This is a genomic window from Cellulosimicrobium sp. JZ28, from assembly GCF_015327065.1.
GTDB classification, from domain to species: Bacteria; Actinomycetota; Actinomycetes; order Actinomycetales; family Cellulomonadaceae; genus Cellulosimicrobium; species Cellulosimicrobium funkei.
Window position 1 is genome coordinate 410,714 of record NZ_CP017660.1, and the last position, 26,384, is coordinate 437,097.

The following is a 26,384-nucleotide window of genomic DNA, read 5'->3' on the forward strand; positions in this document are numbered from 1 at the left end:
CCGACGTAACCAGCCCGCCCGGTGCAACACGCCCCGACCCGGCCCGCCGCGGGCTCAGCCCATGCGGTCGAGGTCGGCCTCGCGCACCTCGTGGACGAGCGGCTCGCCCGCGCGGAAGCGCTCGAGCTCGTCGACGACGATCGCGCCCTGCGCGAGCCGGCCCTGCACGGTCGCGGCGGCGTGGTGCGGCGTGAGGAGCACGTTCCGCAGGCGGCGCAGCGGGTGGTCCTCGGGCAGCGGCTCGGCGTCGTACACGTCGAGCGCGGCGCTGATCCGGCCGCTCGCCAGCTCGCGGACGAGGGCGTCCTCGTCCGTGAGCCACGACCGTGCGGTGTTGACGAGCCCGGCGTGGTCGCGCAGGAGCGCGAGCTCGCGCGCGCCGAGCAGGTGGTGGGTCTCGGGCAGCACGGGCGCGTGCAGCATCGTGACGCGGCTCGTCGCGAGCAGCTCGTCGAGCCCGACGAGGGTCGCCCCGAGCGCGGCGGCGTCGGCGGGGGAGAGGGTCGGGTCGGCGACCACGACCTCCGCGCCGAGCGCGCGGAGCATCGCGATCGCCGCGCGCCCGGTGCGCGACGCTCCGACGACGCCGACGCGCGTGCCCGCGATCTCGTACCGCGGGGGTGCGGCCTCGGCGTCGGCCCACGGGACGCCGTCGTGCAGAGCGTTGTGGAACGCGGGGACCTGGTGGAGCAGCGCGAGCGCGAACGTCACCGAGACCTCGGCCACCGGGCGTGCCATCGCCTGGCCCGCCTGCGTCACGCGGACCCCGCGCTCCCACAGCGCGGGCGTGACGAACGGCTTGACGGAGGCGCCCGTGTGCGCGACGAGCCGCAGGCCGGGGAGCCGGTCCAGGAGGTCCGCGTCCAGGGGCGGCGTGCCCCAGGAGACGACGAGCGCGTCGACGCGCTCGCGCGCCGCGGGGCTCAGCCGGTCGAGCGCGGCGCCGAGCGTGCGCGGGTCGTCGACGACGTCGAACGGTCCCGCGCCCGCCAGGCGCTCCCAGACGTCGGGGGCGAACAGCTCGGTGCGCAGCCACGGCGCGACCGCGACGACCGCGCGGGCGGCCCCGGCACCCGGGCCGGGCCCCGGGGCGGTCCCCGGGTCGGGCGCGCCGGTCACCGCAGCCAGTCCTCGAGGTGCTCCGCGACCAGCGTGTCGTCCGCGGCCGCGAGCCACGGGTACGACGCCGTCACCCGCGTCAGCTCGTCGGCCTGCCCGGGGGAGAGGGTCTCCTCCGGGTCGAGGCACCAGATGCCGTCGAGCAGGCCCTGGCGGCGCAGCACCTCGTGCACGCCCGCGATGACGCCCGCGAAGTCGTGCGCCGCGTCGAAGACGGCCGCGTTCGCGTCGGTGAGGCCGGCCGCGCGCGCGGTGAGGGTCGCGAGGGCGGCGGCGTCGGGCACGGTGGCCCCGCCGTCGGGGCCGATGCCGTGCGCGGCGTGCGCGAGGGCCAGCGTCTCGACCGCGCCCCGGGTCCAGACCGCCCACTGCCCGAGCAGGCCGCCCACGAACCGCGCCGTGAAGGTCGAGGTGCGGCCCTCGGCGTCGGTCACCGGGACGTCGAGGCGCTGCGTGAGGTCGGCGACGATCGCGTCGTCGTTGCCCGTGTACAGCGCGATCTCGTCGCCGCGACCCGAGGCGGCGACGCCGCGCAGCACGTCGAGCGTCCGGTAGCGGTGGAACGGCGCGGCCTTGATCGCGACGACCGCCTCGATCGACGCGTACTCGCGCCAGAAGCCGACGGACAGGCGCGGGCCGCCGATCGCCTCCTGGAGGTAGAACCCGATGACGGGCAGCACCTCGCCGACGGCGCGGGCGCGGTCGAGCAGCACGCGCTCGACCTCCTCGCGCGAGCCGGCGAGACCGGGCACGCGCGGCGCGAGCAGCACCGCGTCGTAGCCGAGCGATGCCGCGAGCTCCGCCTCCGCGACGGCCTGCCGCACGTCGCCGGCAGCGCCGGCGACCTGGACGAGCGGGCGGGGCCCGGTGTGCAGCGAGCCCGCGGGCGCGTCGCCCGCGACCGTCGCGCGCGACACCTCGGCCGCGAGCTCGAGCACGGGCCGCAGGAGCCCGTGCTCGCGGATCTCGAACTGCGTCGTGTGGACGCCGACGGCCACGCCGCCCGCGCCCGCCGCGTGGTAGTACCGCGTGAGCGCGCGCTGGCGGCGCTCGTCGAGGCGGCGGTCCGCGTCGAGCGCGAGGGGCTGGGCCGGGATGACCGTGCCCGCCCGCAGGAGCGCGGCGACGTCGTCGGCGAGGCGCGGGGTGGCGGGCGCCGCGGCGGGGGTGGTGGGGGCCGTCATCAGAACGCCCCGTCGCGCACGGCGAACTTCGTCGGCTTGCCGCTCGTCGGCAGGCCGGCCGCGAGCCACTGCGCCTGCCAGTCCACGAGGGTGCGCAGCGGCACCTGCGGGTAGCCGAACAGCTCGTGGCAGCGCGTCGCGTCGTTGAGCAGCGCCGTCGGGGCGGGCTCGCCCGTGAACGACACCTCGCGGTCGAGGCCGCGGCCGAGGAGCTCCGCGAGGCGCTGCACCGACGCCGTCTCCGGGCCGGTGAGGTTGATCGCCGTCGCGGGCGACGACGCGAGCGCGAGCGAGCGCAGCGCGACCTCGTTCGCGTACCCCTGCCACACGACGTTGACGTGCCCGGTGGTGAGGTCGACGGGCTCGCCCGCGAGGATCGGCGACGCGACGTCGAACAGGACGCCGTAGCGCAGGTCGACGGCGTAGTTGAGGCGGATCGTCGCGACCTTGGTGCCGCGCGAGAGCGCGGCGTGCTGGAGCACGCGCTCGCGGCCGAGGCAGCTCATCGCGTACTCGCCGACCGGCCCCACGGGGTGCTCCTCGTTGCACCCGCCCGACTCGACGGGCACGAGCGGGTAGACGTTCCCGGTGGAGAACGCCGCGATGGTCGAGTCGGCGTAGCGGCGCGCGACGTCGTGCACGAGGGCCGCGTTCGCGGCCCACGCGAGCGACGGCGCGGACGACGTGCCGAACTTGGCGCCCACCATGTAGACGACGTCGGCGCCGTCGGGCAGGGCCGCGAGGTCCGCGTCCGGCGCGAGCAGGTCGGCCGCGACGACGTTCACCCCGGCGTCGCGCAGGCGGTCGGCTTGCTCGGGGTCGGACCACCGCGAGACGGCGTGCACGGCGTCGCCCGTGCGCCCGGCCGCGTCGAGCGCCCGGCGGGCGAGGACGGTGAGGCTCGGGCCCATCTTGCCGCCCGCGCCGAGGATGACGAGGTCGCCCGAGCGGGCGGCCAGGTCCTCCACGAGGGCGGGCGACGGCGTCGTGAGCAGCTCCTCGAGCTCCGCGACGGACGTCGGGGCCTTGAGGGCGGTGGTGCTGGTCTGCGTGGTCATGTGGTGAGTCATCCCTTGATGCCGGACGAGGTGACGCCCTCGACGAAGAAGCGCTGGGCCACGAGGTACGAGGCGAAGATCGGAACGAACGAGATGGTGGCGCCTGCGAGCACCATGTTGAGCGGCACGTCCTGCTGCTGGAGCGAGGCGATGCCGACGGTCAGCGTCCAGTGGTCGGTGCCCTGGCCGATGATGAGCGGCCACAGGAAGTCGTTCCAGTGCCACAGGAAGACGAACGTGCCGAGCGTCGCGAGGATCGGCTTGCACAGCGGCAGCACGATGCGCAGGAAGATGCGCCACTCCGAGGCGCCGTCGAGCTTCGCGGCCTCGAACAGCTCGTCGGGCAGGTCGAGGATGAACTGCCGCATGAGGAACACGGCCTGCGCGTTCGCGAGCGTCGGCAGGATCAGGCCCCAGTACGTGTCGAGCCCGCCCGCCTGGGCGATGAGGATGAACGTCGGGATGAGCGTCACGTGGTACGGGACCATGACCATCGCGAGGAACGACCAGAACATCGCCTCGCGCCCGGGGAACTTCTTCTTCGCGAACGCGTAGCCGGCCATCGACGCGAGCAGCAGCACCGCGACGACGGAGACGACGGAGTACACGAGCGTGTTGACGAGCCAGGTGCCGATGTTGCCCGCGCCGAGCACGCGGCCGTAGGCCTCGGTCGTGAGGTTCGTCGGCAGGAGCGACGCGGGGAAGTCGATCGCGGCGGCCGGCTTCAGCGACAGCACGACCATCGCGTAGAACGGGAAGATCGTCACGACGGCGGCGAGCGAGAGCACGGCGTAGCGCAGCACCTTGCCGCGCAGCGACAGGTCGCTCGCGCCCTTGCGGCCGCGCCGGCGGCGGGTCGCGGTGGGGCGCACGGGCATCGCGGCGCCCTCGAGCACCCGCCCGGTGGTCGTGGGGTCGACGGCGGTCACTTGTCCCTCCCGATGGCGTAGCGCTGGATCAGGGCGACGACCAGCGTGACGACGAACAGCGCGACGCCGAGCGCGCTCGCGTAGCCGAGGTCGAAGTACTTGAAGCCCTGGTCGTAGATGTAGAAGACGAGGTTGTAGCTCGCCCGGGCGGGCCCGCCCGCCGTCATCACGTAGACGAGGTCGAAGATCTGGAACGACGCCGTCGTCTCGATGACGGCGAGGAAGAACAGGGTCGGCTTGAGCTGCGGCGCGATGATGTGCCAGAACCTCTTCCACGGCCCGGCGCCGTCGATCGCGGCGGCCTCCTCGAGCTCGCGCGGCAGGTCCTGCATGCGCGCGAGGAGGATGAGCATCCCGTAGCCGAAGCGCGACCAGATCGCGACCATCGCGAGCGCGGGCAGCACGAGCAGCGTGTCGCCCAGCCAGGAGTCGGTCGAGAACCCGAGCGCCCCCATGAGCTTCGACCACGGCCCGTTCGTGGAGAACACCCACGTGAACACGGTCGCGGCGAGCACGAGGCTGGTGACCACGGGCAGGAAGAACACCGAGCGGTAGAAGCCGGAGCCGCGGAACGAGCGGCGCACCATGAGCGCCATGAACGTCGAGATCGCGAGCGACACGGGGACGATGAGCACGCTCAGCACGACCGTGACGCGCAGTGCCGACCAGAAGATCGGGTCGTCGACCATGCGCCGGAAGTTCTCGACGCCCGTCCACTCGGCACCGACGCCGATGGTGTAGTCGAAGAAGCTCAGCGCGACGCCGGCGATCGCCGGGCCGAAGCGGAACAGCAGGAACAGCAGGAACGCGGGGAGGGCGAACAGCAGGCCGATCCTCGCCTCACGGCGCTCCAGGACGCGGCGGGTCGTGCCGCGCGAGGGCCTCGACGGCGTCGGGCGCCGGTCGGGCCCGTCGGCGGTCAGCCCGTCCGAGGTGGGGGCGGTCGCGGTCATGGGTTCTCCTCTCGTACCGCGAGGTACCGCGGCGCGGGCAGCAGGGGGACGGCTGCCCGCGCCGCGGCGTCGGTCAGCCGAGCAGCGGGTTCGCCGCCGCGGCCGCGTCCTTCAGGGCCTGCTCGGACGTCTTCTCGCCGATGAGCGCGGCCTGGAGCTCCGGGGCGAGCACGCCCATGACCTCACGGGACTTCTCGTTGACCTCGCCGGCCGTCGTGTACTGGAGCGTCTCCTCGAGCGCGGACAGCACCGGGTCGTCGGCGTAGAGGCCCGACTCGCTCTCGTACGGCGAGAACCAGCCGGCGGCCTGGGCGTACTCGGCGCTCACCTCGGGCGAGGTCGCGAACGCGGCCCACTTGCCCGCGGCGTCGAGGCTGTCGGCCGTCTTGAGCACGGACAGCGAGCCGACGGTGCCGAACGCGACCGCCTCGGCCTCCTTGAGCGGCGGAAGGACGACGACGTTCTCCTCGCCCCAGAAGCCCGCGACGTCCGCCGGGCCCTGCTGCCAGGTGCACGCGATCTTGCCCTTGGCGGTGTTCGTCTGCTCGAACGCGGGGATGGTCGTCAGCAGGTCCTTCTCGATGTACCCGCCCTCGGCGAGGTCGACCGCGAACTGCAGCGCCTCGACGCCCTCGGGGGAGTCGAACGCGACCGACGAGCCGTCCTCGGAGAAGACGGACCCGCCCGCCTGCCACAGCAGCGGGTAGAAGGACTCGTTGAGCGTCGCGTCGACCGAGCCCCAGTAGTTGGTGACGTCGTAGCCGGCGGCCTGGAACGTCGGCGCGAGCGCCATGAGGTCGTCCCACGTCTCCGGGTAGTTCCCCGCCTCGCCGACGGCCTCGAACGCCGCGGCGTTGCACACGAGCGGCTTGCTGTTCATGATCAGCGGCGAGCCGAGCATCGCGCCGTCGACCGTGACGGCCTTCGACGCGTTCTCGCGCAGGTCGCCCACCTGGTCCGTGACGTAGTTGTCCACGGCGGCGAGGGACTTGCCGTACTTCGGGATCTGGTCCGGGATGAGGTAGACGACGTCGGGGCCCTTGTTGCCCGCGATCGCGGTCGCGAGCGTCTCGTCGCGGCCGGCCCACGGGTAGATCTCGACCTTGACGTCGACGTCGGGGTTCTCCTCCTGGAACGCGGCGACCTGCTCGTCCCAGAAGGCCTTGTGGGCGGCCTCGTCGGCGATGACGGGGTAGGTCCACATGGTGACGGAGCCGGACGCGGCGCCGTCCTCGGGCGTGGGGGTGGAGCTGCCGGCGCCGGCACCGCCGGCGCAGGCGCTCAGCGCGCCGAGCGTGCCGACCGCGAGCGCGGCGGTCCAGAGGCGCTTCGTCGTGCGCAGGGTCATCGACGTGTCTCCTTGGTGAGGTCCCGCCCGGGTGGGCGGGTGGGGGTGGGGGTGCTGCTGGGCGGTGTGGTGCTGTGGTGGTGCGGTCGTCGGGCCCGGCGCGTCAGCGCGCCGGGACGTCGACGACGGTGCGCCGGTGGCGCGACTCCTCGGCCGCGAACACGGCGAGGTGGCTCTGCAAGGACTCGACGGCGCCCGACCGGACGTGGCTCGGGTCCCCCGTCGCGACGGCGCGCACGAACGCGTCCATCACCCCCGAGTCGCCGCCGCCGTGGTCGTCGGCGGCGTTCGTGGCGCCGTGGTGGCCGCCGTCGTGCACGGTGACGCTGCCGTCGCGGAAGTCGGTCACACGGACCTTCTCCCCGTCGCCGTCGAGGCACCCGTGGGTGCCGAAGATCTGGGTCTTGCGGTGGTCCTGCTCGGAGAACGCGGTCATGGTGAACGTCGCCGCGCCGCCGCCCTCGAGCTCCATGGCGACGACCTGGTGGTCGACGACGTCGTTGTCCGAGGCGTAGACGCAGCGGCCGTAGTCGGTCGTGCGCAGCGCCTCGACGACGCCCGCCTCGTCGGTCGCGTCCGTGATGACGGAGACCGGCCAGATCGGGCCCTTCTCGCGCAGCGTCGACAGGTACAGGCGCGGGGCGGAGTACGGGCACGTCGGCTCGAGCGGGCAGTCCAGGCAGCGGTCCGCCGCGCCCGCGGGCCGCTCCTCGGGCCGGAAGTGCTTCAGGGAGCCGAAGCTCGCGACCGTCGCGATCCGCTTGCCCGTGACGTAGCGGATCCAGTCGAGGTCGTGGCTCGACTTCGCGAGGAGCATCGGGCTCGACGTCTTCTCCGAGCGCCACGGGCCGCGCACGTAGGAGTGGGCGTCGTGCCACCAGCCGACGGGCTCGAGGTGCTGGACGTTGACGATCTCGCCCAGGACGCCCGAGTCGACGACGGACTTCACCAGGTCCGTGTACGGCATGTAGCGCATCACGTGGCAGACACCGAAGAGCACGCCCGACGCCTCGACCGCGTCGACGACGTCCCGGCACTCCTCCGGGCTCGGCGCGAGCGGCTTCTCGACGAGGATCGCGTACCCCTGCGGCGCGAGCGCGACGACGGGGTCGCGGTGCTCCCGGTCCTGCGTCGCGACGATCACCATGTCCGCGACCCGGCCCGTGCCCCCCGCGGCCCGGTCGGCGTCGCCCGCGGCGACGAGGTCCTGCCAGCCGGCGAACTCCGCGACCTGCGGGAGCGCCGTACCCAGGGCGACGGCGGGCGCGGACGTGTCGGCGGCGAGCGCGGCGGTGGTGGCGGCGGGCGTGGCGGCCGGGTCGGCGGGGCCGCCGGTCTGGGCCGCGGCGGCCTGGGCCGCGACGGCCTGGTCGACGACGAGCCCGCGCTGGTGCGCCCGAGGGTCGGCGACGGCGACCAGGCGGGCGAGCTCCGGGTGCTCGGCGATCCAGCGCGCGTACGTCTGTCCGCGGTTCCCGGCGCCGACGAGGGCGACGGTGACAGGCTGGGGGGTGGGGGTCACGTGTGCGGTCCTTGCTCCGTTGCGATGGTCCTGCGGGGCGGGGGTCTCCCGCCCCTGGCAGGCCTCGTTTGCTATTTGCTATAGCAAGCCTGCCATGCCGATGTTACGCCAGATCGGCGCTCGTGTTAACTCGCGCACGACGCGATGCGGAGTTGTGACCTTTCGCGCCGCGGCGCGGGCTGCCGACGCGGTGGTCGTCGTGGGCCGGGGCCGGGGGTGGTGAGTGCGGGTCTACCATCCGCGCTGCTCGTTCCTCGCGGCGCTCCCGCCAGGCCCGCCACGACCCGCACTCACCACCCCCGGCCCCTTCGTCGTCTCACCTCGCGCGGGGGAGCGCCGGCCTGCTCCGCGCTCCTCGTCGTCCGGCGACGAGGAGCGCGGAGGAGAGGCTGGGTGCTGCCGACCCTCGGGTCAGACGACGAGGTTGCCCGTCGTGACGACGCGGTCGCCGTCGTCGGGGAACGCCGTGCGGGTGACGCCCTGCTCGACGTTGCCGCTGTGGAGGACGAACGAGTCGCCGCCCAGGGCGGACGGTGCGAGCGCCAGGGTCCCGCCCGCGAAGGTCGAGCCCGTGGCGGACCAGCTGTTGATACCGGCGTCGAGGTTCACGTGCCCAGTGTCGCCCGACGGCGCGGTGCTCCGGACGCCGTCGAGCGCCCAGGTGACCGGCTTGTCCGCCTTCGCCCGGCGCAGGAAGCTCCCGCCCGCGGGCTTGCCCTCGAGCCGGGCGCCGCCGTCGAGCCGGACGGTCTGCTCGGCCGCGCCCGCCGCGACGAGGGCGACGTTGCGCACGACGCCGCTGTGCACCGTGAGGTCGCCGCTCACCGTCACCGTGCCCTCGCCCTCGGCCGCCTCGAGCGTGCACGTGTCCAGCACGACGGCGCCCTTCCCGGCGAACGACGCGTTCTTCAGCCCGTTCAGGGTCGTGCGCACGAGGTGCACCGGGTTCGTGACGTTCGCCTGGGTGATCGCGGTGTCCGGCAGGACCGCGAAGCGCGACCCCTCGATGACGTTGGGCCGCTTCGACAGCGCCGACGCCTGGGAGATGATCAGGGTGTCGTCGGCCTGGCAGCCGCGGAGCTGCACGCCGTCGGCGTTGACCCACAGCATCCCCGAGCCCGCGAGGCCGTCCTTGCGGATGACCTGCACGTCCTCGAGCGTGAGGTCGGTGACCTTGACGCGTGCGACGAACCACGAGCACACGTGCCGCGTCACCGTGATGCGCTTGGCCGCGCCACCCCAGGCCGCGCCCGAGTTGGCGAACGTCATGAGCCCCGAGTTCCCCACGTACGTGAGGTCGTGCTCGTACTGGCCGTGCGTGACGAACGGGCCCTGGTCGTCGCCGTCGCCGTGGCAGTTCTCCACGAGCCCGTACGACGACGCGGTCCAGTCGTTGAGGTGCCGCGCGTTGGTCGTGTGGCAGTCCACGACGTGCCCGTAGTTGCAGTAGATCTGCTGCGTCAGGTAGCCCGCGCCGCCCCACGTGACCGACGCCGGGTTGGTGAGCGAGCAGCCCGCCGTGCGGAAGAACGTGCTCCAGCGGCGCATGACGAGCGGCCAGAACGTCGCGACGCCGTGCACGTTCTCCACGTCGCAGCGCACCGCGTACTCGTAGGCGATCGGGTGCGAGCCCGTGTACTGGTCACCGTCGGGTCGGCCGCGGAACGCGAGGTTGCGCACGTGCACCTGCTCGACGGGCTCCACCCGCGTCCACGTGAGCGTGCGGCCCTTCGCGAGCGACCAGCCCGCCTTGTAGTTGACGCGCACGTGGGTGGCGTCGACGATCTGCGTGATCTGGACGAGGCGCTGCAGCTCGCGCTCCCACCGGCCGGCGAGCGCGTTGACCTCGACCGCGTACCACTGGCCCACCTCGAACTGCGAGGAGTCCGCGACCTCGTAGTCGTCGCGCAGCTCCGGCATCGTCGCCGTGAGGGTGTTCTTCCGGACGTCGTCCGTGACCTTGCCGCGGAAGAACAGCACGGCCGCGAAGGGGTCGTCCTGCCCGGCGTCCTCGATGCCCTCGGTCGTCATGAGGTGGTTGCCGAAGTCGAGCTCGAGGTTCGAGCGCGTGAACGTGTGGCGTCGCGCGAAGTTGAGGTCCGTGTGCGCCTCGATGCGCGTGACGCTCGGGTCGTTCACGAGGGCGTCGAGCGCGTCGTCGGCGGGGTTCTCGGGGCCGAAGAGGCCGAACCAGCGGAAGTCTCCGGTGCCGGTGTGCAGGGTGTGCCAGCGGCCCTTGGCTCCTGCGTCGGTCGGGGCGAGGACGGTGCCGCCGTTGGCGGCGGCGGTGGACCTCGCGTCGTAGCGCAGGAGCCGGGCGGCGCCGTCGCCGGCGGTCGCGTGGCCGAGGAGCTGGGCGACGGTGCCGTCGTCGAGCTTCTTGGCCTTCCAGCCCGTGAGCTCGGCGACCGTGGCGGCGACGAGGACCTCGGCGTCGGGCTTGTCGTCCTTCTTCGCCGCGAGCGGCGCGCCGACGAGCGGCGCCGCGTGGGCGCTGCCGCTGCCGAGGGCGACGGCGCCCGCGGCGAGGGAGGCGATGCCGGCGACGCGCAGCAGGTTGCGCCGCGAGGGCGGCTGGGCGGCCTCGCCCGGCGCGGCCGGCGTCGGCTCGGTCGTGGTCTCGAGGGTCATGGGGGTGTCCTTTCGTCGGCCCGGCGCGACGGCGCGGGTGTCGGTGGGGAGGCGGGAGCAGGGTGCCCGGGCGTCGCCCGGGCGGGTCACACGGTGAGGTTCGCGTCGACGAGCACGCCGTCGCCCGCGGTCGGCAGGCCCGCGCGGTCGACGCCGGTCTCGACGTTGCGGGCATGGAGGACGCGCACGCCGTCGGGCAGGTCGAGGCGACCGCCCGTGAACCGCGACCCGGTCGCGGCGTAGCGGTCGCCGGGGCGCAGCGCGACGTGCGCGGTGCCGTCGGCGGCCCGCAGGTCGGCGCCGCGGAGCGTGACGTCCACGGCACCCGCGCCGGTGCCGCGCGAGACGAGGGCCCCGGCCGTCGTCGTGCCCGCGGCCCGGACGCCGTCGAGCACGAGCCGCTGGTCGCGCGCGCCGCTGAGCCGCACCCCCACGCCCTGCCACGACCCGCCCGTGACGGTGACGTCCGCCGAGCCGAGGTCGACGGGCGCGGCCGGGGCGTCGTCCGTGCCGCCGACGAGCTCGCAGTCGGTGAACGTCACGGGGCCGGCGCCGCGCAGGATCGTGCCGTCCACGCCGGTGATGCGGGTGCGCACGAAGTGCACGGGGTTCGTCACCGGCGTCTGGTGCAGCACGGACCCCGCGGGCAGCGCGAACGCGCAGTCCTCGACGACCGTCGGGCGCCGTGACAGCGACGACCGCTGCCCGACGGCGAAGAAGCCGGCCGTGCAGCCGCGCACCTGTGCGCCGTCGGCGTTGATCGTGAGCGTGGCCTGCGGGTCGAACGTCGAGCGCGCGACGACGTGCACGTCCTCGAGCGTGAGGTCCGTGATCTTGGTGCCCGCGACGAACCACGAGCACGTGTGGTGCTTGACCGTGATGCGCTTGGCCGCCGTGCCCCACTGACCGCCCGAGTTGGCGATGTCCATGAGCCCGCTGTTGCCGACGAACACGAGGTCGTGCTCGTACTGGCCGTGGGTCGTGAAGGGGTTGCCGCCCTGGTCGTCCCCGTCGCCGTGGCAGTTCTCCACGAGGCAGTACGCCGACGCCGTGAGGTCGTTGAGGTGCCGCGCGTTGTGGCTCGTGGAGTGGGAGACCCGCCCGTACAGGCAGTAGATCTGCTGCGTGAGGTAGCCGGCGCCGCCGTAGAACACCGTCGGCGGGTTGGCGACCGAGCACCGCTCCGTGACGAAGTGGGTGTTCCAGCGCCGCATGATCACCGGCCACCACGTGCGGTGGCCGTGCACGTCGGAGACGTCGCAGCGCACCGCGTACTCGAACGCGACGGGGTGCGAGCCGGTCATCTCGCGGTCGTCGGGCAGCTCGCCGTTCGCCGGGCCGTCGAAGGGCCCGGAGCCGTGGAACGTCATCGCGCGCACGTGCACCTGCTCGACGGGCTCGACGCGCGTCCAGGTGAGCACGCGCCCGGCGGGCAGCTCCCAGCCGTTCTTGTAGTCGACACGCACGTGCGTCGCGTCGAGCACCTGCGTGACCTGGACGAGGCGCTGGAGCTCGCGCTCGTCCCCGCCGCCGCCCGGGCGCTCGTCCGAGCGCAGCGTCCACCACTGCCCGACGGCGAACGCGCCTGCGTCCGCGACCTCGAAGACGTCCGTGAGGTCGGGGAGCGTCGTGGCGAGCGTGCGCTGCTGCGTCTCGTCGGTCACGCGACCCTGGAAGAACAGGACCGCGCCGAACGGGTTGTCGTGGGCGTTGCGCTCGATGCCCTCCGTCGTGACCGTGCGCCCCCCGAAGTCGAGCTCGAGGTTCGAGCGGGTGTAGGTGTGGCGGCGGGTGAAGTTGACGTCGGTGTGCGCCTCGATGCGGCTGATGCTGGGGTCGTTCACGAGGGCGTCGAGGGCGTCGTCGGCCGGGGTGTCGGGGCCGAAGAGTCCGAACCAGCGGAAGTCCGCGGTGCCGGTATGGAGGGTGTGCCAGCGGCCGGTGGCACCGGCGTCGGTGGGGGCGAGGACGGTGCCGCCGTTCGGGGTCGCGGTGGACCTCGCGTCGTAGCGGACGAGGCGGGCGGCGCCGTCGCCCGGGGTCGCGTGGCCGAGGAGCTGGGCGACGGCGCCGTCGTCGAGCTTCTTGGCCTTCCAGCCGGTGAGCTGCGCGACGGTGGCGGCGACGAGGACCTCGTCGTCGGGCGTGTCGTTCTTGCCCGCAGGGAGCGTGCCGGCGAGGGGCGCCGCGTGCGCGCTGCCGGTGCCGAGCGCGACGGCGCCCGCGGCGAGCGAGGCCATGCCGGCGACGCGCAGCAGGTGGCGGCGCGAGGGTGACACCGCCTCGGCGGTCATGGGGTCGGTCGCGCCGGAGCTGATGGGCGCGGGGCGGGTCTGGGATCGGGGAGTGGACAACGGGGGCACCCTTCGTGACGTCGGGAGGACGCCGTGCGGGCGGGCGACGCGGTGGCTCCGGCGGCCCGGGGCTGCGGGGTGTTCCGGGGGAGCGGTGCTGCGGGGGTCGTGCGGTTCCGGTGCTGGGTCGGGGGTCAGCGGGTTCGTGCGCGTCGTTGCGACGGTGAACCGGACACTCGGAGAGTAGCGGGATGCTATGGCATCGTCAAGAGCAAGTGATCGAGCATCCACGCAGGTCAGATCGCTGTACCGCCTTGAAAAATGCCATAGCAACTGCCTTCCCGCGGGAGCGCACGTGCCGACGACGCCGAGGTAGAGCCGTGGTCGCGCGAGGTAGCGCCTTGGTGGCGTGACCAGGGCTCTACCTCGGCGAACCGGGGCTCTACCTCGTGGGGTGGGTCAGCAGGTCAGAGGTAGTCGCCGGGCCAGTGGAAACCCACCCCGGCCGCGGCGGCGTCGCGGAGGTGCGCGACGACGTCGGCCGCCGCGCGGACGGGCCGGAGCATCCCCGTCGTGTCGGTCGCGACGACGGGCGCGTCGAGCACCGCGGCGGCGAAGCGGTCGGTCAGGGCGTGCGCGGGGAGGCGCACCTCGACGGCGGGGGAGCCGTGCAGGTGCGCACGCTGGAGCGTGGTGCGCGCGAGGGCGTCGACGAGGTCGTGCGCGCGGACCGACGCCGGGTCGACGCCGAGCTCGCGGACCTTCAGCACGTCCGGCTCGGGCTCGAGGACGAGGTAGCCCACGACCTCCCCGTCGGTGGCTCGTGCGGTGAACACCTCGGCGCCGGAGTACCAGAGCGGGATGCGCTGCTCCCAGTGCTCGGCGGTGCGTCGGGTCGCGAGGGGGCGCGGCCCGTCCGCCACGGTGTCGAACGCGTCGTGCAGCACGGCGAGCTGCTCCCACCGCAGCGCGACCGACCACGCGGGCCACGGGACGCCGGGCAGGCGGTCGGTGCGGGTCCGCACGGGGGCGTCGCCCACGAGGTCCGACGGCGCGGCATCCGTCGGGAGCCCGTCGTCGTCGAGGTCGTCGTGCCCGGGGTCCGCCTCGTTGACCGGGCGCGGTGCACCGCGCTGGAGTGGCACGTCGAACGTCTCGAAGCCGCTCGACCGGTAGACGTCCGGGGTGCCGGTGAACAGCAGCGCGACGTCCGCGCCGTCCCGCTCCATCTGCTCGACGGCGCGCGCGAGCAGCGCGCGGACGAGGCCCCGGCCCCGCGCCTCGGGGGCGGTCGCGACGTTCGCGACCCCGCCCGCCCGGAGGATGCCGCCGTCGGGCCCGCCGAGCTTGCGCGGGGTCCAGTACACCGAGCCCACGACGCGGCCGTCGTCCGGGTCGACGGCGACGTGCGTGCGGTCGAGCCGGCCGTCGTCCGTCTCGTAGACCGGCACCATGAGCGGCGCGTCGAACGCGTGGCCCCACAGGTCGTAGAGCGCGGGGACGTCGTCGGGCGTGGCGGTGCGCAGGTGCATGGCAGTCCAGGGTCCGGGCCGGTGTTGACGGGATGCTATAGCAAAAGTAGGGTCGCGGGACGACCGTCGGCGTGCGACGCGACGGACCGTGCGGGCCGGGCTGGGCGCGCACGAACGCCCCGGATGGCGGCGGTGCCGCCATCCGGGCTCCTGCCCGCCTGCGATCAGCCGAGCCGATGGGCCGCCTGCCGGACCGACGGGCGCGGGTCGTCCGCCGCGAGCGCCGCGTACATCGCGAACCGGGGTGAGCCCACCTCGTGCAGGACGTGCAGCGCCACGATCCGCTGGTGCTCGAGACCGGACTCCCACGCGGCGACGGCGCACCGTTCCGCGGCCGGTGCCCGGAGCGTGCCGAGCGACAGCAGCGCGCGACGCCGGACGTACTCATCGTCGTCGGCGAAGAGCGTCAGGAGCAGAGGGGTCGCGTCAGGCCCGATGGCGGGAAGACAGGCCGCGATCTGCCACCGTGCGTCGGGTTCCGTGGACTCCGGCGCGGCGCAGACGTGCTCGGCGACGCCGGCCAGCGTCGCCGGGTGCTCGGAGAGCAGGTCCGCCAGCTCCTCGACCTCGTTGTCACGCGCCAGCAGAGAGAGGAAGGAGCTCTTCTCTGCGTCGTTCCACTCCGGGAAGGGCCGGTCGTCGAGGAGGGCCCGGGCGCAGTCGTACGCCACGAGCCACTCCTCGTAGTCCGTCTCCCACTCGCCGAAGTCCTGGGGATGCGTCCGTGCCCAGGCGGCGAACGCTTCGGCGGCGCGCACGATGTCCATCCCGCGACCCTAGGCGGCCCGGGTTCGCGAGAGTCGCAGCACGGCGCGGACGCCGCGGCGGTCAGCCGTTCGCCGCGGCGGGCTCGGCGTCGTCGTCCGTGTGGCTCGCGAGGCGCGCGGCGGCCTCGCCGATGTGCTCGGCCATGACGCGCTGGGCGGTGCCCGGGTCGCCGCCCGCGATGGCGTCGACGATGAGGTCGTGGGTGCGTGCGTGCGCGACGCGCGCCTCGGGTTCGAGCGCGGCGTTCGCGGCGCGCAGGAAGCCGGTGATGCGGCTGCGGAGCTGCGCGTTGAGAGTCATGAGCATGCGATGGTCGGCCATCTCCCAGAGCTGCTCGTGGAAGCGCCGGTCGAGCTCGAAGACGCGGGCGTTGCTGCCCTTCTCCGCCGCCTGGACCATCTGCTGGACCGTCTTGCGCAGCTTCGCCTCCTTCGCCGGGTCCCAGGCGTCCTGGACCCGCACGACGGCGAACTGCTCCAGCAGGGTGCGCAGGCTCGAGATCTCCTCGAGGTCGCGGCTCGTGAGCGCGGCGACGCGCGCGCCGCGGTGAGGGAGCCGCTCGACGAGGCCTTCCTGGGTCAGTCGCGTCAGTGCCTCGCGCACCGGGATGTGGCTCGTGCCGAGGCGTTCGGCGAGCTTGCGCTCGACGAGCCGCTCGCCCGGCGCGAGGTCGCCGCTGAAGATCGCCTCGCGCAGCTCGACCGTGACGCGGTCGGCGACGTTCTGGTCCGGCACGCTCTTGAGCGCCATGGTTTCTCCGTGGTGTCGTGGGGGCGGCGGGCTCGGATCGTCGAGGTGGGGCGCCGCTGAAGGATAGCGGCCACGGTGCCGTCCCGGGGGCGTCCCGACCGGACTACATGCTATAGCATCGGCACTCCCGAGCCCAGAGGAGGTGCGATGGTCGCCCTGCACACGCGGGCCCCCGTCCCCGCGTTCGTCGGCCTGGCCGGCGTCGCCGTCCGCGACGTCACGCCCGCCCCCGGCATCCGGGCGCGCAACTGGGGCCCGGCGGACTGGGACGTCTCCGAGGGCGCCCACCGCGCGATGACGCTGACCGCCGTCGCGCTCGCGGAGGAGCGCCCCGACCCCGGGGCCTCCGAGCCCTTCGTCCTCGTGACGATCGACGGCACGTGGTGGCGCCGGGTCGACGACGAGGCGACCCTGCGCGCGACCGTCCTCGACGCGACCGGGCTGCCCGTCGAGCGCCTGCTCGTCTCGCTCTCGCACACGCACGCCGGGCCGGTCCTGTGCTCGGGCGACGCCGACCTCGCGGGCGGCGACCGCGGCGTCACCTACCTGCACGACCTCGCGCGCGCCGCGGCCGACGCCGCCGTGGAGGCGGTCGCGTCGCTCCGGCCCGCGACCCTCGAGTGGACGACCGGCCGCTGCGGCCTCGCGTCCAACCGCGAGGCGCTGCTCGACGGCTGCGCGGCCGGGGACGCGGGCACGACCGCGGGAGCCGCTGCGGCGAGCAGGCCGCCCCGGCCGCTCGTCGGCTTCAACCCCGACGCCGGCACCCCGCGCTCGCCCGGCGCCGACCCCGCGGACGACACGGTCGTCGTCGGGCGGCTCACGGCGCGCCCCGCGCCCGCCACGGACACCCGGCCCGACGGCGTGGCGCCCGCAGGCGAGGACGTCACCCTCGCGACCATCGTCAACTACGCGTGCCACCCCACGACGCTCGCCTGGCAGAACCGGCTCGTCTCGCCCGACTACGTGGGCGCGATGCGCGACCTCGTCGAGCGCGAGACGGGCGCTCCCGTCGCGTTCCTGCAGGGCGCGTCGGGCGAGCTCGCGCCTCGCGAGCAGTACACGGGCGACACCGCCGTCGCGGACCGGCACGGCACCTCCCTCGGCCATGCCGTGCTCGCGGCGCTCGCCGAGCTCCCGCCGCCGGGCACGGAGCTGGAGCTGACCCACGTCGTCGAGTCCGGCGCGCCGCTCGCGGTCTGGGAGCCCGCGCCGTCGGCCGCGCTCCGTGGCCCAGGCACCGATGCCCGGCCCGACGCACGGACGCTCGCCGCCGTGGTAGAGCCCGTCACGCTCGACCTGCGCGACCTCCCGACGTGGGACGAGCTCGAGGCCGAGTGGGCCGACATCGACCCGCGCTCGCGCGAGGAGCGCCTGCGCCGCGCCCGGAACCTGCGCGACGGCTACGTCACCGGCCCGACCGTCCAGCACCCCACGTGGGTGTGGCGCGTCGGCGAGGCGCTGCTCGTCGCGCACCCGGGCGAGGCGTACTCGCGCCTCCAGCGCACGGTGCGCGCCCACGCCGGGAGGCGGCCGGTCGTCGTCGCGAACCTCACCAACGGGCCCGGCTTCGTCTACCTGCCCACCCTCGAGGCGTACGACGTCGGCGCCTACCAGGCGTGGCAGTCGCCGCTCGCGCCGGGCTCGCTCGAACGCCTGGAGCGGCACGCGTGCGCCGTCGTCGACGACGTGCTCGCCGGCGCCGCCGCCTGGCCCCCTGGCGTCGCGGCACCCGCCGCACCCCCGACCCGTCCCGTCCCCGAGGAGGACCAGTGACCACCCCCGCCCCCGACGCCCCGCGCGTCCCGCTCGCCGTCGTCACCGGGGGAGCGGCCGGCATCGGCCGTGCCGTCGCCGAGCGCCTCGCGACCGACGGGTTCCGGGTCGTGTGCGCGGACGTCGTGCAGCACGACCTCCCCGCGCTCGACCTCGGCGCCGTCCCCGACGCGCCCGGGCTCGTGTGGGCCCCGCTCGACGTCACCGACCACGCCGCCGTGCGCGCCGCGTTCGACGACCTCGCCGCGGCGTTCGGCGGGATCGACGCGCTCGTCAACAACGCGGGCATCCAGCGCCACCGCGCGCTCGAGGACCTCACGTGGGACGAGTGGTCGGCCGTCGTGGACGTCAACCTGCACGGCGTCTTCGCGTGCCTCCAGGCCGCGGGCCGCCACATGCTCGCGGCGGGCCGGGGCGCCGTCGTCAACATCTCGTCCGTCTCGGCCCGCGGCTCCGCCGGCCGGGCCCCGTACTCCACGACCAAGGCCGCCGTCATCGGGCTCACCGCGACCGCGGGAGCCGAGTGGGCCGCGCGCGGCGTGCGGGTCAACGCCGTCGCGCCCGGGTACATCGACACGGGCGTGTTCCGCCAGGGCGTCGCGCAGGGCACGCTCTCGGAGGAGACGATCCTCGCGCGCATCCCCGCCCGCCGGCTCGCCCAGCCGGAGGAGATCGGCAACGCGGTGAGCTGGCTCGTGTCCGACCAGGCCGCGTACATGGTCGGGCAGACCGTGTACGTCGACGGCGGGTTCCTCGTCGACTACGGCGTGCCGCTCGCCAAGAAGCCGGAGTGAGCGTGGGGTCCGCCGCGCGCGTCGTCGCCGTCCGCACCGCGACGACGGTCGTCCCGCTGCCGCAGCCGCTGCGCCTCGGCGCGATGACGGTCGAGCGCCGCGAGTACGTCGGCGTGCGCGTCGTCGCCGAGACGGACGACGGCCGCACCGTCGCCGGGGAGTCGTACGCGCTCACGCGCGAGGCGCCCATGGCCGAGCTCGTGGACCGGCTCGTCACCCCGCACGTGGTGGGCCGGGAGGTCGTCGCGTCCGACGGCGTCGCCGCGCGTCAGAGCGTCGGCGCGGCCTGGGACGCGGCCCTGCGCGGGTCCGCGATCGTCGGCCGCGTGGGCCTCGTGCGTCGCGCGGTCGGCCTGGTCGACGTCGCGCTGTGGGACCTCGCGGGCCGCCTCGCCGGTCGTCCCGTGTGGTCCCTGCTCGACGACGGCCCGCACCTCGCGGGGTCCGCGAAGCCGGGTGTCGGCGGCGACAGGGACGTTCCGTCACGTGCCGTCGCCGGGAGTCCCCGCGACGTCTCATCCGGGGCGGCCGTCGCAGCGCCACGCCCCGCGATCCTCGTCGCCGCCTACCCGACGCCCGGCCGCACCGCGCGCGACGTCGCGGACGAGGTGCTCGCGCACGCGCGCGCCGGGTGGCCGCTGCTGAAGATCTCGCGCTCGCCCGACCGCGCCCTCATGCGCGACCTGCTCGCGATCCTGCGCGCCGAGCTGCCCGACGTCACCGGTCGCCCGACCGTCGCGGGGCGCAGCGGCGTCGTCGTCGACGTGGGCTTCGGCTGGCGCGACGCCGACGAGGCGCTCGCGGACCTCGACGCGTGGGGCGTCACGGGTGCGGCGGGGGAGAGCGCGCCCGCGCTCGCGTGGCTCGAGGACCCGCTGCTGCCCGAGGACGCGGCCGGCGCGGCGCGCGTCCGCGACGCGTCCGGGCTGCCGCTCTCCGTGGGCGACGAGGTCACCGACCCCGAGGTCTTCGCCCGGCTCGACGCCCTGGGCGCGCTCGACGTGCCGCGCGTCGACGTCGTCGCGATCGGCGGCATCACGGCCGCCGACCCGCTGGTGCGCGCGTGGGCCGCGAAGGGGAAGGCCGTGTCCAGCCACGTGTACCCGGAGGTGAGCGTGCACCTGGGCGGAGCGGCGGGGATCGGCGTCGAGACGTTCGACCGCTCGCCCGCAGGCAACCCCTACGACCCCGCGCCGCTGCTCGTGCGCGGCGGTCCCGTGTTCGACGGCGGCCACGCCACCCCGCCCGAGGCGCCCGGCCTGGGCTTCGCGCTCGACCCCGACCGCTTCGACCTGGAGGCGACCCTGTGACCGGACCCGCGGCTGGACCCGCGAGCAAGCACCGCAGCGTCGTGGTCACCGGCAGCGGCAAGGGCATCGGCCGCGCCGTGGCCGCGCGCCTCACCGCCGACGGGTGGACCGTCGTCGGGCTGGAACGCACCCCGGGCTCGGGGACGGTCGAGGAGGGGGTGTGCGCCGCCGTCGTGCTGGGGGACTCGCGCGACCGTGAGGCCCACCGCGAGGCCGCGCGGACCGCGCGCGACCTCGCGCCGCTCGCCGGATGGGTGAACAACGCGGGCATCACGGTCCGCACGCCGCTGCACGCGCTCGCCGACCCGGAGCGGGCGGCGCAGGTCGAGCAGGACGCGCGCGACGTCGTCGAGATCAACGGCCTCGGCTACCTGTGGGGCTGCGCCGCCGCCGTCGAGGCGTTCACCGACCAGGTGAGCGGCGGGTCGATCGTCAACATCGGCTCGATCCACGGCCGCGCGGCGTTCGCCGACCACGCCGCCTACGAGCTGACCAAGGGCGGCATCGACGCGCTCGCGCGCTCCGTCGCCGTGACGTACGGGCGGTACGGCATCCGCGCCAACACCGTCGCGCCGGGCGGGGTGCGCACCCCGCACCTCGACGCGCAGATCGCCCGCGCGGCCGACCCGGCCGCCGAGGAGCGCGCCCTCGCCGAGGGCCCGCCGCTCGGCCGCATCGCCGAGTCTGCGGAGATCGCCGCGCTCGTCGCGTTCCTGCTGTCCGACGAGGCGGGCTACGTGTCCGGCCAGTCGATCGCCGCCGACGGCGCCTGGACCGCGTCGTTCGGCAACCCGCCCCACGACCCCGACCTCGACGCGCGGTACGGCCTTACCTGACCTGGGATACAGGAACCCGACGAGCCCCCGCATCGTCGACGCGAGAAGTGAGTTGTGGCCCCTGGCAGGCTGGCGACAGGGGCCATTTCTCGCCTCTCGTCCCGTCTTCGCGGCGGCGACCGAGCGGAGGACCCACGGGGCCGCTGGGCGGCTACGCCCGTGCAACGGGGAGGACGCGGCCAGGGCGTCAGCCCTTGACCATGCTCGCGCGGGTGATGAGGCCGTCGCGGACCTCGAACGTCGCGATGGTCTCGCCGGTGCCGTTCGACGTCGTGACGAGCTCGCGCGCGACGAGCCAGCGGTCGCCGAACGTCACGGACGCGTCGATGACGCAGTGCAGCGCGGTGTCCTCGAACCGGCTCGCGTAGAAGGCGCGCAGGGCGTCGCGGCCGACGATCGGCTCGGGGGTCACGCCGCTGACGACGGCGTCGGGCGCGTAGGTCGCGCAGAAGCCGTCGAGGTCGCGGACGTTGAAGGCGTCGACCTGGGCGGTGACGACGGCGGACGGGGACGTGCTCATGGGTGCCTCCTCGGGCAGGGGGTGGGCGCGGTGTGCGGCGGGCGGGGCGTCAGTCGATCCGGACGCCGCCGTTGACGTCGTACGTCGCGCCGGTGACGAACCCGGCGCGCGGGGAGGCGAGGGACGCGACGACCCAGGCGACGTCGTCGGGCGTGCCGAAGTCCCCGAGGGGGATGGACGCGGTGAGCCCGGCGCGCGCGTCGGGGGTGAGCTGGTCGGTGATGGCGCTCGTCACGGGGCCGGGCGTCACGGCGTTCACGCGGATGCCCTCGCTCGCGAGGATGCGCGCGAACGAACGCGTGATCGCGAGGATCGCGGCCTTGCTCGCGGCGTAGTGCACGCCGGTCTTGAGCGCGCCCTGCTCGCCCGCGATGGACGAGAGGTTGACGATCGCGCGGTCGCGCGCGGTCCGCTCGTCGGGCGTGACCGTGGCCCCGGCGGGCGACGGACGGTCCGCGCGCAGCAGGGGGAGCGCGGCGCGCGACAGCACGAACGTGCCGCGCGCGTTCGTCTCCATGACGAGGTCCCACTCGTCGAGCTCGATGTCGTCGAGCGCGCGATACGGGCACACGCCGCCGTTGTTGACGAGCACGTCGAGGCGTCCCCAGGCGTCGGTGACCTCGGCGACGAGCGCCTCGACGGACGCGGTGTCGCGCAGGTCGAGGCGCGAGACGCGCGTCGCGGCGCCCTCCTCCTCGCACCGGGCGGCGGTGGCGCGCGCACCGGCCTCGCCGCCGGTGTACGTGAGCCAGACGTCGTGCCCGTCGCGCGCGAGCTGGAGGGCGGTGGCGGCGCCGATGCCGGAGCTGGCGCCGGTGACGAGGGCGAGGCGGCGGCGGGCGCCGTCCGGGGCAGGGGTCATGGGCCCACGCTATAGCATCCGACCGGCCCGAGGGTTGGTCGAGGGTGCTATTTGCTATAGCATTCCTCGCATGACAGCCGACACCGTCGTCATCACCGACTGCGACCTGCCCGGGACCGCGTGCGAGGACACCCTGACCGCCGCCGGGCTGCGGGCCGTGCGCGCCGCCGCGCGCACCGAGGACGAGGTGATCGCCGCCGTCGAGGAGGCCGCCGCGAGCGGGTCCGCGCCCTCCGCGCTCGTCGTGCAGTGGGCCCCGATCACGGCCCGCGTGCTCGACGCCGTCGCCGGCCCGGGCGGGGTGCGCATGGTCTCGCGCATGGGCATCGGCTACGACATGGTCGACGTCGCGGCCGCCACCGAGCGGGGCGTCGCCGTCGCCAACACCCCGACCTACTGCATCGAGGAGGTCGCGAGCCACACGGTCGCGATGATCCTCACGCTCGACCGCGGCCTCGTCGCCTACGACCGCGCGCTGCGCGCCGGCACGTGGGCCCCGACGGCGCAGCACGCCGCGCGCCTGTCCAGCACCGTCGTCGCCGTCATCGGGTACGGGCGGATCGGCTCCGAGGTCGCGCGCTCCGCCCGTGCGCTCGGCTACCGCGTGCTCGTGCACGACCCGTTCGTCGACGCGCAGGCCGTGGCGTCCGACGGGCACGAGGCCGTGGGGATCGACGAGGCCGTCGCGCGCGCCGACGTCATCACGCTGCACGCGCCGCTCACCGAGTCGACGCGCCACCTGCTCGACGCCCGCACGCTCGCCGCCGCCAAGCCGGGCGTGCGGGTCGTCAACACGTGCCGCGGGCCGCTCATCGACGAGGACGCGCTCGCCGGCGCGCTCGCGTCCGGCCACGTGGGCTCGGCCGCGCTCGACGTCTACGCGACCGAGCCGCTGCCCGCCGACTCGCGCCTGCGCACCCTGGACAACGTGCTGCTCACCCCGCACGCCGCGTGGTTCTCGCCCGAGGCCATGCAGGACCTCCCCGTGCACACCGCGCGCAACGCCGTCGACTTCCTCGCGGGCCGCCCCGTGCCGTCGATCGTCAACCCGGACCACGCGCGCGCCCTCGCCTGAGGACCCGCGCCACCCGCCCCGACCTAGGAGACCCACCCGTGCAGCTCGTCCGACTCGGCCCCCTCGGCCAGGAGCGTCCCGCCGTCCGCGAGGACGGGGTCGTGTACTCCCTCGACCCGCTCACCCGCGACATCGACGGCGAGTTCCTCGCAGCCGACGGCGTCGGCCGGGTCCGCGCGGCGCTCGCCGCGGGCGCGCTGCCCGTGCTCGACGGCGCGGACGAGCTGCGCGTCGGCGCCCCCGTGGCCCGCCCGACGGCCGTCGTCTGCATCGGGATGAACTACGCGGAGCACGCCGCCGAGTCCGGCTCGGCGCCGCCCGACGTCCCGATCGTCTTCTGGAAGCACTCGAACACGGTCGTCGGCCCGCACGACGACGTGCTCGTGCCGCCCGGGGCGACGACGGTCGACTGGGAGGTCGAGCTCGGCGTCGTGATCGGCCGCCGGGCGCGCTACCTGTCGTCACCGGAGGAGGCGCTCGACCACGTCGCGGGCTACGTCCTGTCGCACGACGTCTCCGAGCGCGACTACCAGATGAAGGTCTCCGGCGGTCAGTGGTCGAAGGGCAAGAGCTGCGAGACGTTCAACCCGCTCGGCCCGTGGCTCGTCCCCGCCGACGAGGTGGACGTCCAGAACCTCGGGCTCCGGTCCTGGGTCAACGGCGAGCCCCGCCAGGACTCGACGACGGCCGACATGATCTTCGACGTCGCGTACCTCGTGCACCACCTGTCGCAGTACATGGTCCTCGAGCCGGGCGACCTCATCAACACCGGCACCCCGCAGGGCGTCGCCCTGTCCGGGCGCTTCCCCTACCTGCGCGCGGGCGACGTCGTCACGCTCGAGATCGACGGCCTGGGCCGCGCCGAGCAGCGCGTGCGCGACGCCGTCCGCTGAGCCTCGCGCGGCTCCTCAGCCCGCGAACGGCAGGGCCGGCAGCCCCCGGACCCCCGGGTCCGCCACGAACAGCGACCCCGACGCGGCCTCGTCCGCGTCGGGGTCGTCCAGCCCCTGGCGCGACGTCGTGACGAACAGCCGGTCGAGGTCGTCGCCGCCGAACGTGCACGCGCTCACCTGCGACACCGGGAGCGGGACGACGGCGTCGAGCGTGCCGTCGGGGGAGTAGCGCCGGACGGCGCCGCCGCCCCACAGTGCCACCCAGACGCCGCCCTCGGCGTCGACCGTGAGGCCGTCCGGCATGCCGTCGTCGGGGTCGATCTCCACGAACGCGCGACGCCGCACGAGACCGCGCGAGTCCTCCGCGGCGGGCACGACGTCGAGCACGTCGATCCGTCGCGTCGCCGAGTCGACGTAGTAGGCCCGCGACCCGTCGGGCGAGAACCCGAGCCCGTTCGACACCTCGACGCCGTCGAGCACGACGCGCGACGACCCGTCGGCCTCCACCCGGTACAGCGCGCTCGGCCGCTCGCCCTCGGCCTGGCCGCCCACGTAGAACGCGCCGTCGGGCGCCGCCGCCCCCTCGTTGAGGCGGACCGTCGGGTCGTCGACGAGCGACGCGAGCGTGCGGACCGGGGCGTCGTCGCCGTCCGCCACCGCGACCGACCGCGCCAGCCCGACGACGAACCCGCCCCCGGTCCGCGGCCGCACCACGGCCGCGTGGTCGCCCACGTGGAGGCGGTCGACGCCGCCGTCGGGCCGCAGCGTCAGGAGGTCGCCCGCGAGCATGTCCACGTACCGCAGGCCGCCCCAGCCCGGCCACCACACCGGGCCCTCCGCGTGGTAGGCGACGGGGCCGGTGATGTTCTCGACGGAGATCTCAGGCATCCGACCATTCTCGCCGAGGGCCGTCGCCCCGCGCGGCGGGCGTAGGGTGGGCGCATGATCGCGCAGAGCTGGTGGTGGCTGCCTCCGCAGCCGTGACCAGTCCTGCCCACGTCCCGAGCTGCGCGCCGCAGCCGGGACGTCGTCATGTCCGGGCCGGTCCGGTCCTCGACCGGGCGTGGCGCGTGGCTCCCCACCGAAGGAGAGCACCATGACCACGACCCTCGACCCCGCGCCGTCGCCCCTCTCGTCCGCGACGCCGTCCGGGCTGTCGGCGTCGACCGCGTCCGTCGCGGCGGCCCGCGAGCGGTCCGCGCAGATCGAGGCCCGGCTCGCGACCGACCCGTCCGGGTTCCGCGTCCTCACGGGCGACCGCCCGACGGGCGCGCTGCACCTCGGGCACTACCTCGGCACCCTCGCGAACCGCGTCCGGCTGCAGGACGACGGCGTCGAGGTCGTGCTCGTCGTCGCCGACTACCAGGTCATCACCGACCGCGACGACGCCGGAGACCTGCGCGCCACCGTGCGCGAGGTCGTCCTCGACTACCTCGCGGCCGGGATCGACCCCGCCCGCACGACCGTCTTCGCCCACTCCGCGGTCCCGGCGCTCAACCAGCTCCTGCTGCCGTTCCTCAGCCTCGTCACGACCGCCGAGATCGAGCGGAACCCGACCGTCAAGGCCGAGGCCGTCGCGGCCGCCGCACGGCAGGGCCGTCCCATGAGCGGCCTGCTGTTCACCTACCCCGTGCACCAGGCCGCCGACATCCTGTTCTGCCACGGCAACCTCGTGCCCGGCGGGCAGGACCAGCTCCCGCACGTCGAGCTCACGCGCACCGTCGCACGACGCTTCAACCAGCGCTACGCCGCTGCGCAGCCCTACTTCCCCGAGCCCGACGTCCTGCTCGCCCCCGCGCCCACCGTGCTCGGCACCGACGGACGCAAGATGAGCAAGTCCGCGGGCAACGCGCTCGAGCTCCGCGACGACGAGGACGCCACCGCGCGCTTCGTCCGCCGCCACCGCACCGACTCCGAGCGGCACGTCACGTACGAGCCCGACCGCCGGCCCGAGGTCGCGAACCTCCTCACGCTGGGTGCGTTCGCCGCCGGGACGACGCCCGAGACGCTCGCCGACGAGGTCGGTGCCGCCGGAGCGGGCCGGCTCAAGCAGGTGGTGACCGAGGCGCTCGTCGAGCATCTGCGTCCCCTGCGGGCCCGCCGTCGTGCTCTCGCCGCGGGGGACGGGCCCGACCCGCTCGACGTGCTGCGCGAGGGCAACGCCCGCGCGAACGCGACCGCCGAGCGCACCCTCGCCGAGGTCCGCGACCTCATGGGCACGGCCTACTGA

The 26,384-nt window shown here is 74.7% G+C and carries 22 protein-coding genes; 7 read left to right on the forward strand and 15 right to left on the reverse strand.

The features are described 5' to 3' along the window. Positions 1-54: 54 nt before the first annotated feature. From BJP59_RS01905 to BJP59_RS01960, 12 genes are all read right to left on the reverse strand, one after another. Entirely contained in the window at positions 55-1,119 is a 1,065-nt protein-coding gene (locus BJP59_RS01905) for a hydroxyacid dehydrogenase (RefSeq protein WP_194522070.1), read from the reverse strand. After that, complete coding sequence (locus tag BJP59_RS01910) at positions 1,116-2,303, reverse strand: dihydrodipicolinate synthase family protein (RefSeq protein ID WP_228485230.1); 1,188 nt, start codon at positions 2,301-2,303, stop codon at positions 1,116-1,118. Before BJP59_RS01910 ends, BJP59_RS01905 begins: the two co-directional genes overlap by 4 nt. After that, a complete protein-coding gene (locus BJP59_RS01915; RefSeq protein WP_228485231.1) occupies positions 2,303-3,361 on the reverse strand; it encodes an NAD-dependent epimerase/dehydratase family protein in 1,059 nt (352 codons plus the stop codon). The genes BJP59_RS01910 and BJP59_RS01915 overlap by 1 nt, the downstream gene beginning before the upstream one ends. An 8-nt stretch (positions 3,362-3,369) precedes the next feature. Continuing rightward, positions 3,370-4,290: a carbohydrate ABC transporter permease gene (locus BJP59_RS01920; RefSeq protein ID WP_228485232.1), complete on the reverse strand. Its 921-nt coding sequence runs from the start codon at positions 4,288-4,290 to the stop codon at positions 3,370-3,372. Further along, positions 4,287-5,243, reverse strand: coding sequence for a carbohydrate ABC transporter permease (locus tag BJP59_RS01925; RefSeq protein WP_081895826.1), 957 nt, complete (start codon positions 5,241-5,243; stop codon positions 4,287-4,289). Before BJP59_RS01925 ends, BJP59_RS01920 begins: the two co-directional genes overlap by 4 nt. 73 nt (positions 5,244-5,316) lie before the next feature. Next, on the reverse strand, positions 5,317-6,591 hold the full coding sequence (locus BJP59_RS01930; protein ID WP_194522072.1) for an ABC transporter substrate-binding protein: 1,275 nt from the start codon (positions 6,589-6,591) through the stop codon (positions 5,317-5,319). Between the two features lie 103 nt (positions 6,592-6,694). Then, entirely contained in the window at positions 6,695-8,113 is a 1,419-nt protein-coding gene (locus BJP59_RS01935; RefSeq protein ID WP_194522073.1) for a Gfo/Idh/MocA family protein, read from the reverse strand. Positions 8,114-8,524: 411 nt separating this feature from the next. After that, on the reverse strand, positions 8,525-10,744 hold the full coding sequence (locus BJP59_RS01940; RefSeq protein WP_194522074.1) for a peptidase C14: 2,220 nt from the start codon (positions 10,742-10,744) through the stop codon (positions 8,525-8,527). Positions 10,745-10,830: 86 nt separating this feature from the next. After that, entirely contained in the window at positions 10,831-13,098 is a 2,268-nt protein-coding gene (locus BJP59_RS01945; RefSeq protein WP_228485233.1) for a peptidase C14, read from the reverse strand. Between the two features lie 407 nt (positions 13,099-13,505). Then, the gene (locus BJP59_RS01950; RefSeq protein ID WP_194522075.1) at positions 13,506-14,570 is read right to left on the reverse strand and encodes a GNAT family N-acetyltransferase; all 1,065 of its coding nucleotides are present in this window, start codon (positions 14,568-14,570) and stop codon (positions 13,506-13,508) included. A 164-nt stretch (positions 14,571-14,734) separates the two neighbouring features. Next, positions 14,735-15,337, reverse strand: a complete 603-nt coding sequence (locus tag BJP59_RS01955) for a HEAT repeat domain-containing protein (protein ID WP_194522076.1) — start codon at positions 15,335-15,337, stop codon at positions 14,735-14,737. Between the two features lie 61 nt (positions 15,338-15,398). Continuing rightward, complete coding sequence (locus BJP59_RS01960; RefSeq protein WP_168945415.1) at positions 15,399-16,088, reverse strand: GntR family transcriptional regulator; 690 nt, start codon at positions 16,086-16,088, stop codon at positions 15,399-15,401. 147 nt (positions 16,089-16,235) lie between these two features. On the opposite strand from BJP59_RS01960, the gene BJP59_RS01965 reads away from it, so the two are divergent. From BJP59_RS01965 to BJP59_RS01980, 4 genes are read left to right on the forward strand one after another with little or no spacing between them, the layout of a single operon-like run. Continuing rightward, positions 16,236-17,864, forward strand: coding sequence for a hypothetical protein (locus tag BJP59_RS01965; RefSeq protein WP_194522077.1), 1,629 nt, complete (start codon positions 16,236-16,238; stop codon positions 17,862-17,864). Continuing rightward, positions 17,861-18,658 carry an SDR family NAD(P)-dependent oxidoreductase gene (locus BJP59_RS01970; protein ID WP_085388495.1) on the forward strand — a complete coding sequence of 266 codons (798 nt, stop codon included), beginning with the start codon at positions 17,861-17,863 and terminating at the stop codon, positions 18,656-18,658. The genes BJP59_RS01965 and BJP59_RS01970 overlap by 4 nt, the downstream gene beginning before the upstream one ends. Further along, on the forward strand, positions 18,655-19,968 hold the full coding sequence (locus BJP59_RS01975) for an enolase C-terminal domain-like protein (RefSeq protein WP_228485234.1): 1,314 nt from the start codon (positions 18,655-18,657) through the stop codon (positions 19,966-19,968). Before BJP59_RS01970 ends, BJP59_RS01975 begins: the two co-directional genes overlap by 4 nt. Beyond that, positions 19,965-20,804 (forward strand): SDR family NAD(P)-dependent oxidoreductase, encoded by an 840-nt coding sequence (locus BJP59_RS01980; RefSeq protein ID WP_194522078.1) that lies wholly within the window; start codon positions 19,965-19,967, stop codon positions 20,802-20,804. The genes BJP59_RS01975 and BJP59_RS01980 overlap by 4 nt, the downstream gene beginning before the upstream one ends. Before the next feature lie 187 nt (positions 20,805-20,991). Here BJP59_RS01980 and BJP59_RS01985 read toward each other — a convergent pair whose 3' ends face one another. After that, positions 20,992-21,324: a nuclear transport factor 2 family protein gene (locus tag BJP59_RS01985; RefSeq protein WP_021482951.1), complete on the reverse strand. Its 333-nt coding sequence runs from the start codon at positions 21,322-21,324 to the stop codon at positions 20,992-20,994. 49 nt (positions 21,325-21,373) lie between these two features. Further along, positions 21,374-22,186, reverse strand: coding sequence for an SDR family NAD(P)-dependent oxidoreductase (locus BJP59_RS01990; protein ID WP_194522079.1), 813 nt, complete (start codon positions 22,184-22,186; stop codon positions 21,374-21,376). A 70-nt stretch (positions 22,187-22,256) separates the two neighbouring features. On the opposite strand from BJP59_RS01990, the gene BJP59_RS01995 reads away from it, so the two are divergent. Together BJP59_RS01995 and BJP59_RS02000 are read left to right on the forward strand one after the other, a co-directional pair. After that, positions 22,257-23,261 carry a C-terminal binding protein gene (locus tag BJP59_RS01995; RefSeq protein ID WP_194522080.1) on the forward strand — a complete coding sequence of 335 codons (1,005 nt, stop codon included), beginning with the start codon at positions 22,257-22,259 and terminating at the stop codon, positions 23,259-23,261. A 38-nt stretch (positions 23,262-23,299) separates the two neighbouring features. After that, the gene (locus BJP59_RS02000; protein WP_194522081.1) at positions 23,300-24,154 is read left to right on the forward strand and encodes a fumarylacetoacetate hydrolase family protein; all 855 of its coding nucleotides are present in this window, start codon (positions 23,300-23,302) and stop codon (positions 24,152-24,154) included. Positions 24,155-24,169: 15 nt separating this feature from the next. On the opposite strand, the gene BJP59_RS02005 is transcribed toward BJP59_RS02000, so the two are convergent. Continuing rightward, positions 24,170-25,042, reverse strand: a complete 873-nt coding sequence (locus BJP59_RS02005; protein WP_336244592.1) for an SMP-30/gluconolactonase/LRE family protein — start codon at positions 25,040-25,042, stop codon at positions 24,170-24,172. 208 nt (positions 25,043-25,250) lie between these two features. On the opposite strand from BJP59_RS02005, the gene trpS reads away from it, so the two are divergent. Continuing rightward, positions 25,251-26,384, forward strand: a complete 1,134-nt coding sequence (gene trpS, locus BJP59_RS02010) for a tryptophan--tRNA ligase (protein ID WP_194522082.1) — start codon at positions 25,251-25,253, stop codon at positions 26,382-26,384.

What these genes read in the sequence shown, in the direction of transcription:
- BJP59_RS01910 (WP_228485230.1), bottom strand. Translation starts at nt 2,303, where the DNA reads ATGACGGCCCCCACCACCCCCGCCGCGGCGCCCGCCACCCCGCGCCTC.
- BJP59_RS01915 (WP_228485231.1), bottom strand. Translation starts at nt 3,361, where the DNA reads ATGACCACGCAGACCAGCACCACCGCCCTCAAGGCCCCGACGTCCGTC.
- BJP59_RS01925 (WP_081895826.1), bottom strand. Translation starts at nt 5,243, where the DNA reads ATGACCGCGACCGCCCCCACCTCGGACGGGCTGACCGCCGACGGGCCC.
- BJP59_RS01930 (WP_194522072.1), bottom strand. Translation starts at nt 6,591, where the DNA reads ATGACCCTGCGCACGACGAAGCGCCTCTGGACCGCCGCGCTCGCGGTC.
- BJP59_RS01940 (WP_194522074.1), bottom strand. Translation starts at nt 10,744, where the DNA reads ATGACCCTCGAGACCACGACCGAGCCGACGCCGGCCGCGCCGGGCGAG.
- BJP59_RS01950 (WP_194522075.1), bottom strand. Translation starts at nt 14,570, where the DNA reads ATGCACCTGCGCACCGCCACGCCCGACGACGTCCCCGCGCTCTACGAC.
- BJP59_RS01955 (WP_194522076.1), bottom strand. Translation starts at nt 15,337, where the DNA reads ATGGACATCGTGCGCGCCGCCGAAGCGTTCGCCGCCTGGGCACGGACG.
- BJP59_RS01960 (WP_168945415.1), bottom strand. Translation starts at nt 16,088, where the DNA reads ATGGCGCTCAAGAGCGTGCCGGACCAGAACGTCGCCGACCGCGTCACG.
- BJP59_RS01965 (WP_194522077.1), top strand. Translation starts at nt 16,236, where the DNA reads ATGGTCGCCCTGCACACGCGGGCCCCCGTCCCCGCGTTCGTCGGCCTG.
- BJP59_RS01985 (WP_021482951.1), bottom strand. Translation starts at nt 21,324, where the DNA reads ATGAGCACGTCCCCGTCCGCCGTCGTCACCGCCCAGGTCGACGCCTTC.
- BJP59_RS01990 (WP_194522079.1), bottom strand. Translation starts at nt 22,186, where the DNA reads ATGACCCCTGCCCCGGACGGCGCCCGCCGCCGCCTCGCCCTCGTCACC.
- BJP59_RS01995 (WP_194522080.1), top strand. Translation starts at nt 22,257, where the DNA reads ATGACAGCCGACACCGTCGTCATCACCGACTGCGACCTGCCCGGGACC.
- BJP59_RS02005 (WP_336244592.1), bottom strand. Translation starts at nt 25,042, where the DNA reads ATGCCTGAGATCTCCGTCGAGAACATCACCGGCCCCGTCGCCTACCAC.
- trpS (WP_194522082.1), top strand. Translation starts at nt 25,251, where the DNA reads ATGACCACGACCCTCGACCCCGCGCCGTCGCCCCTCTCGTCCGCGACG.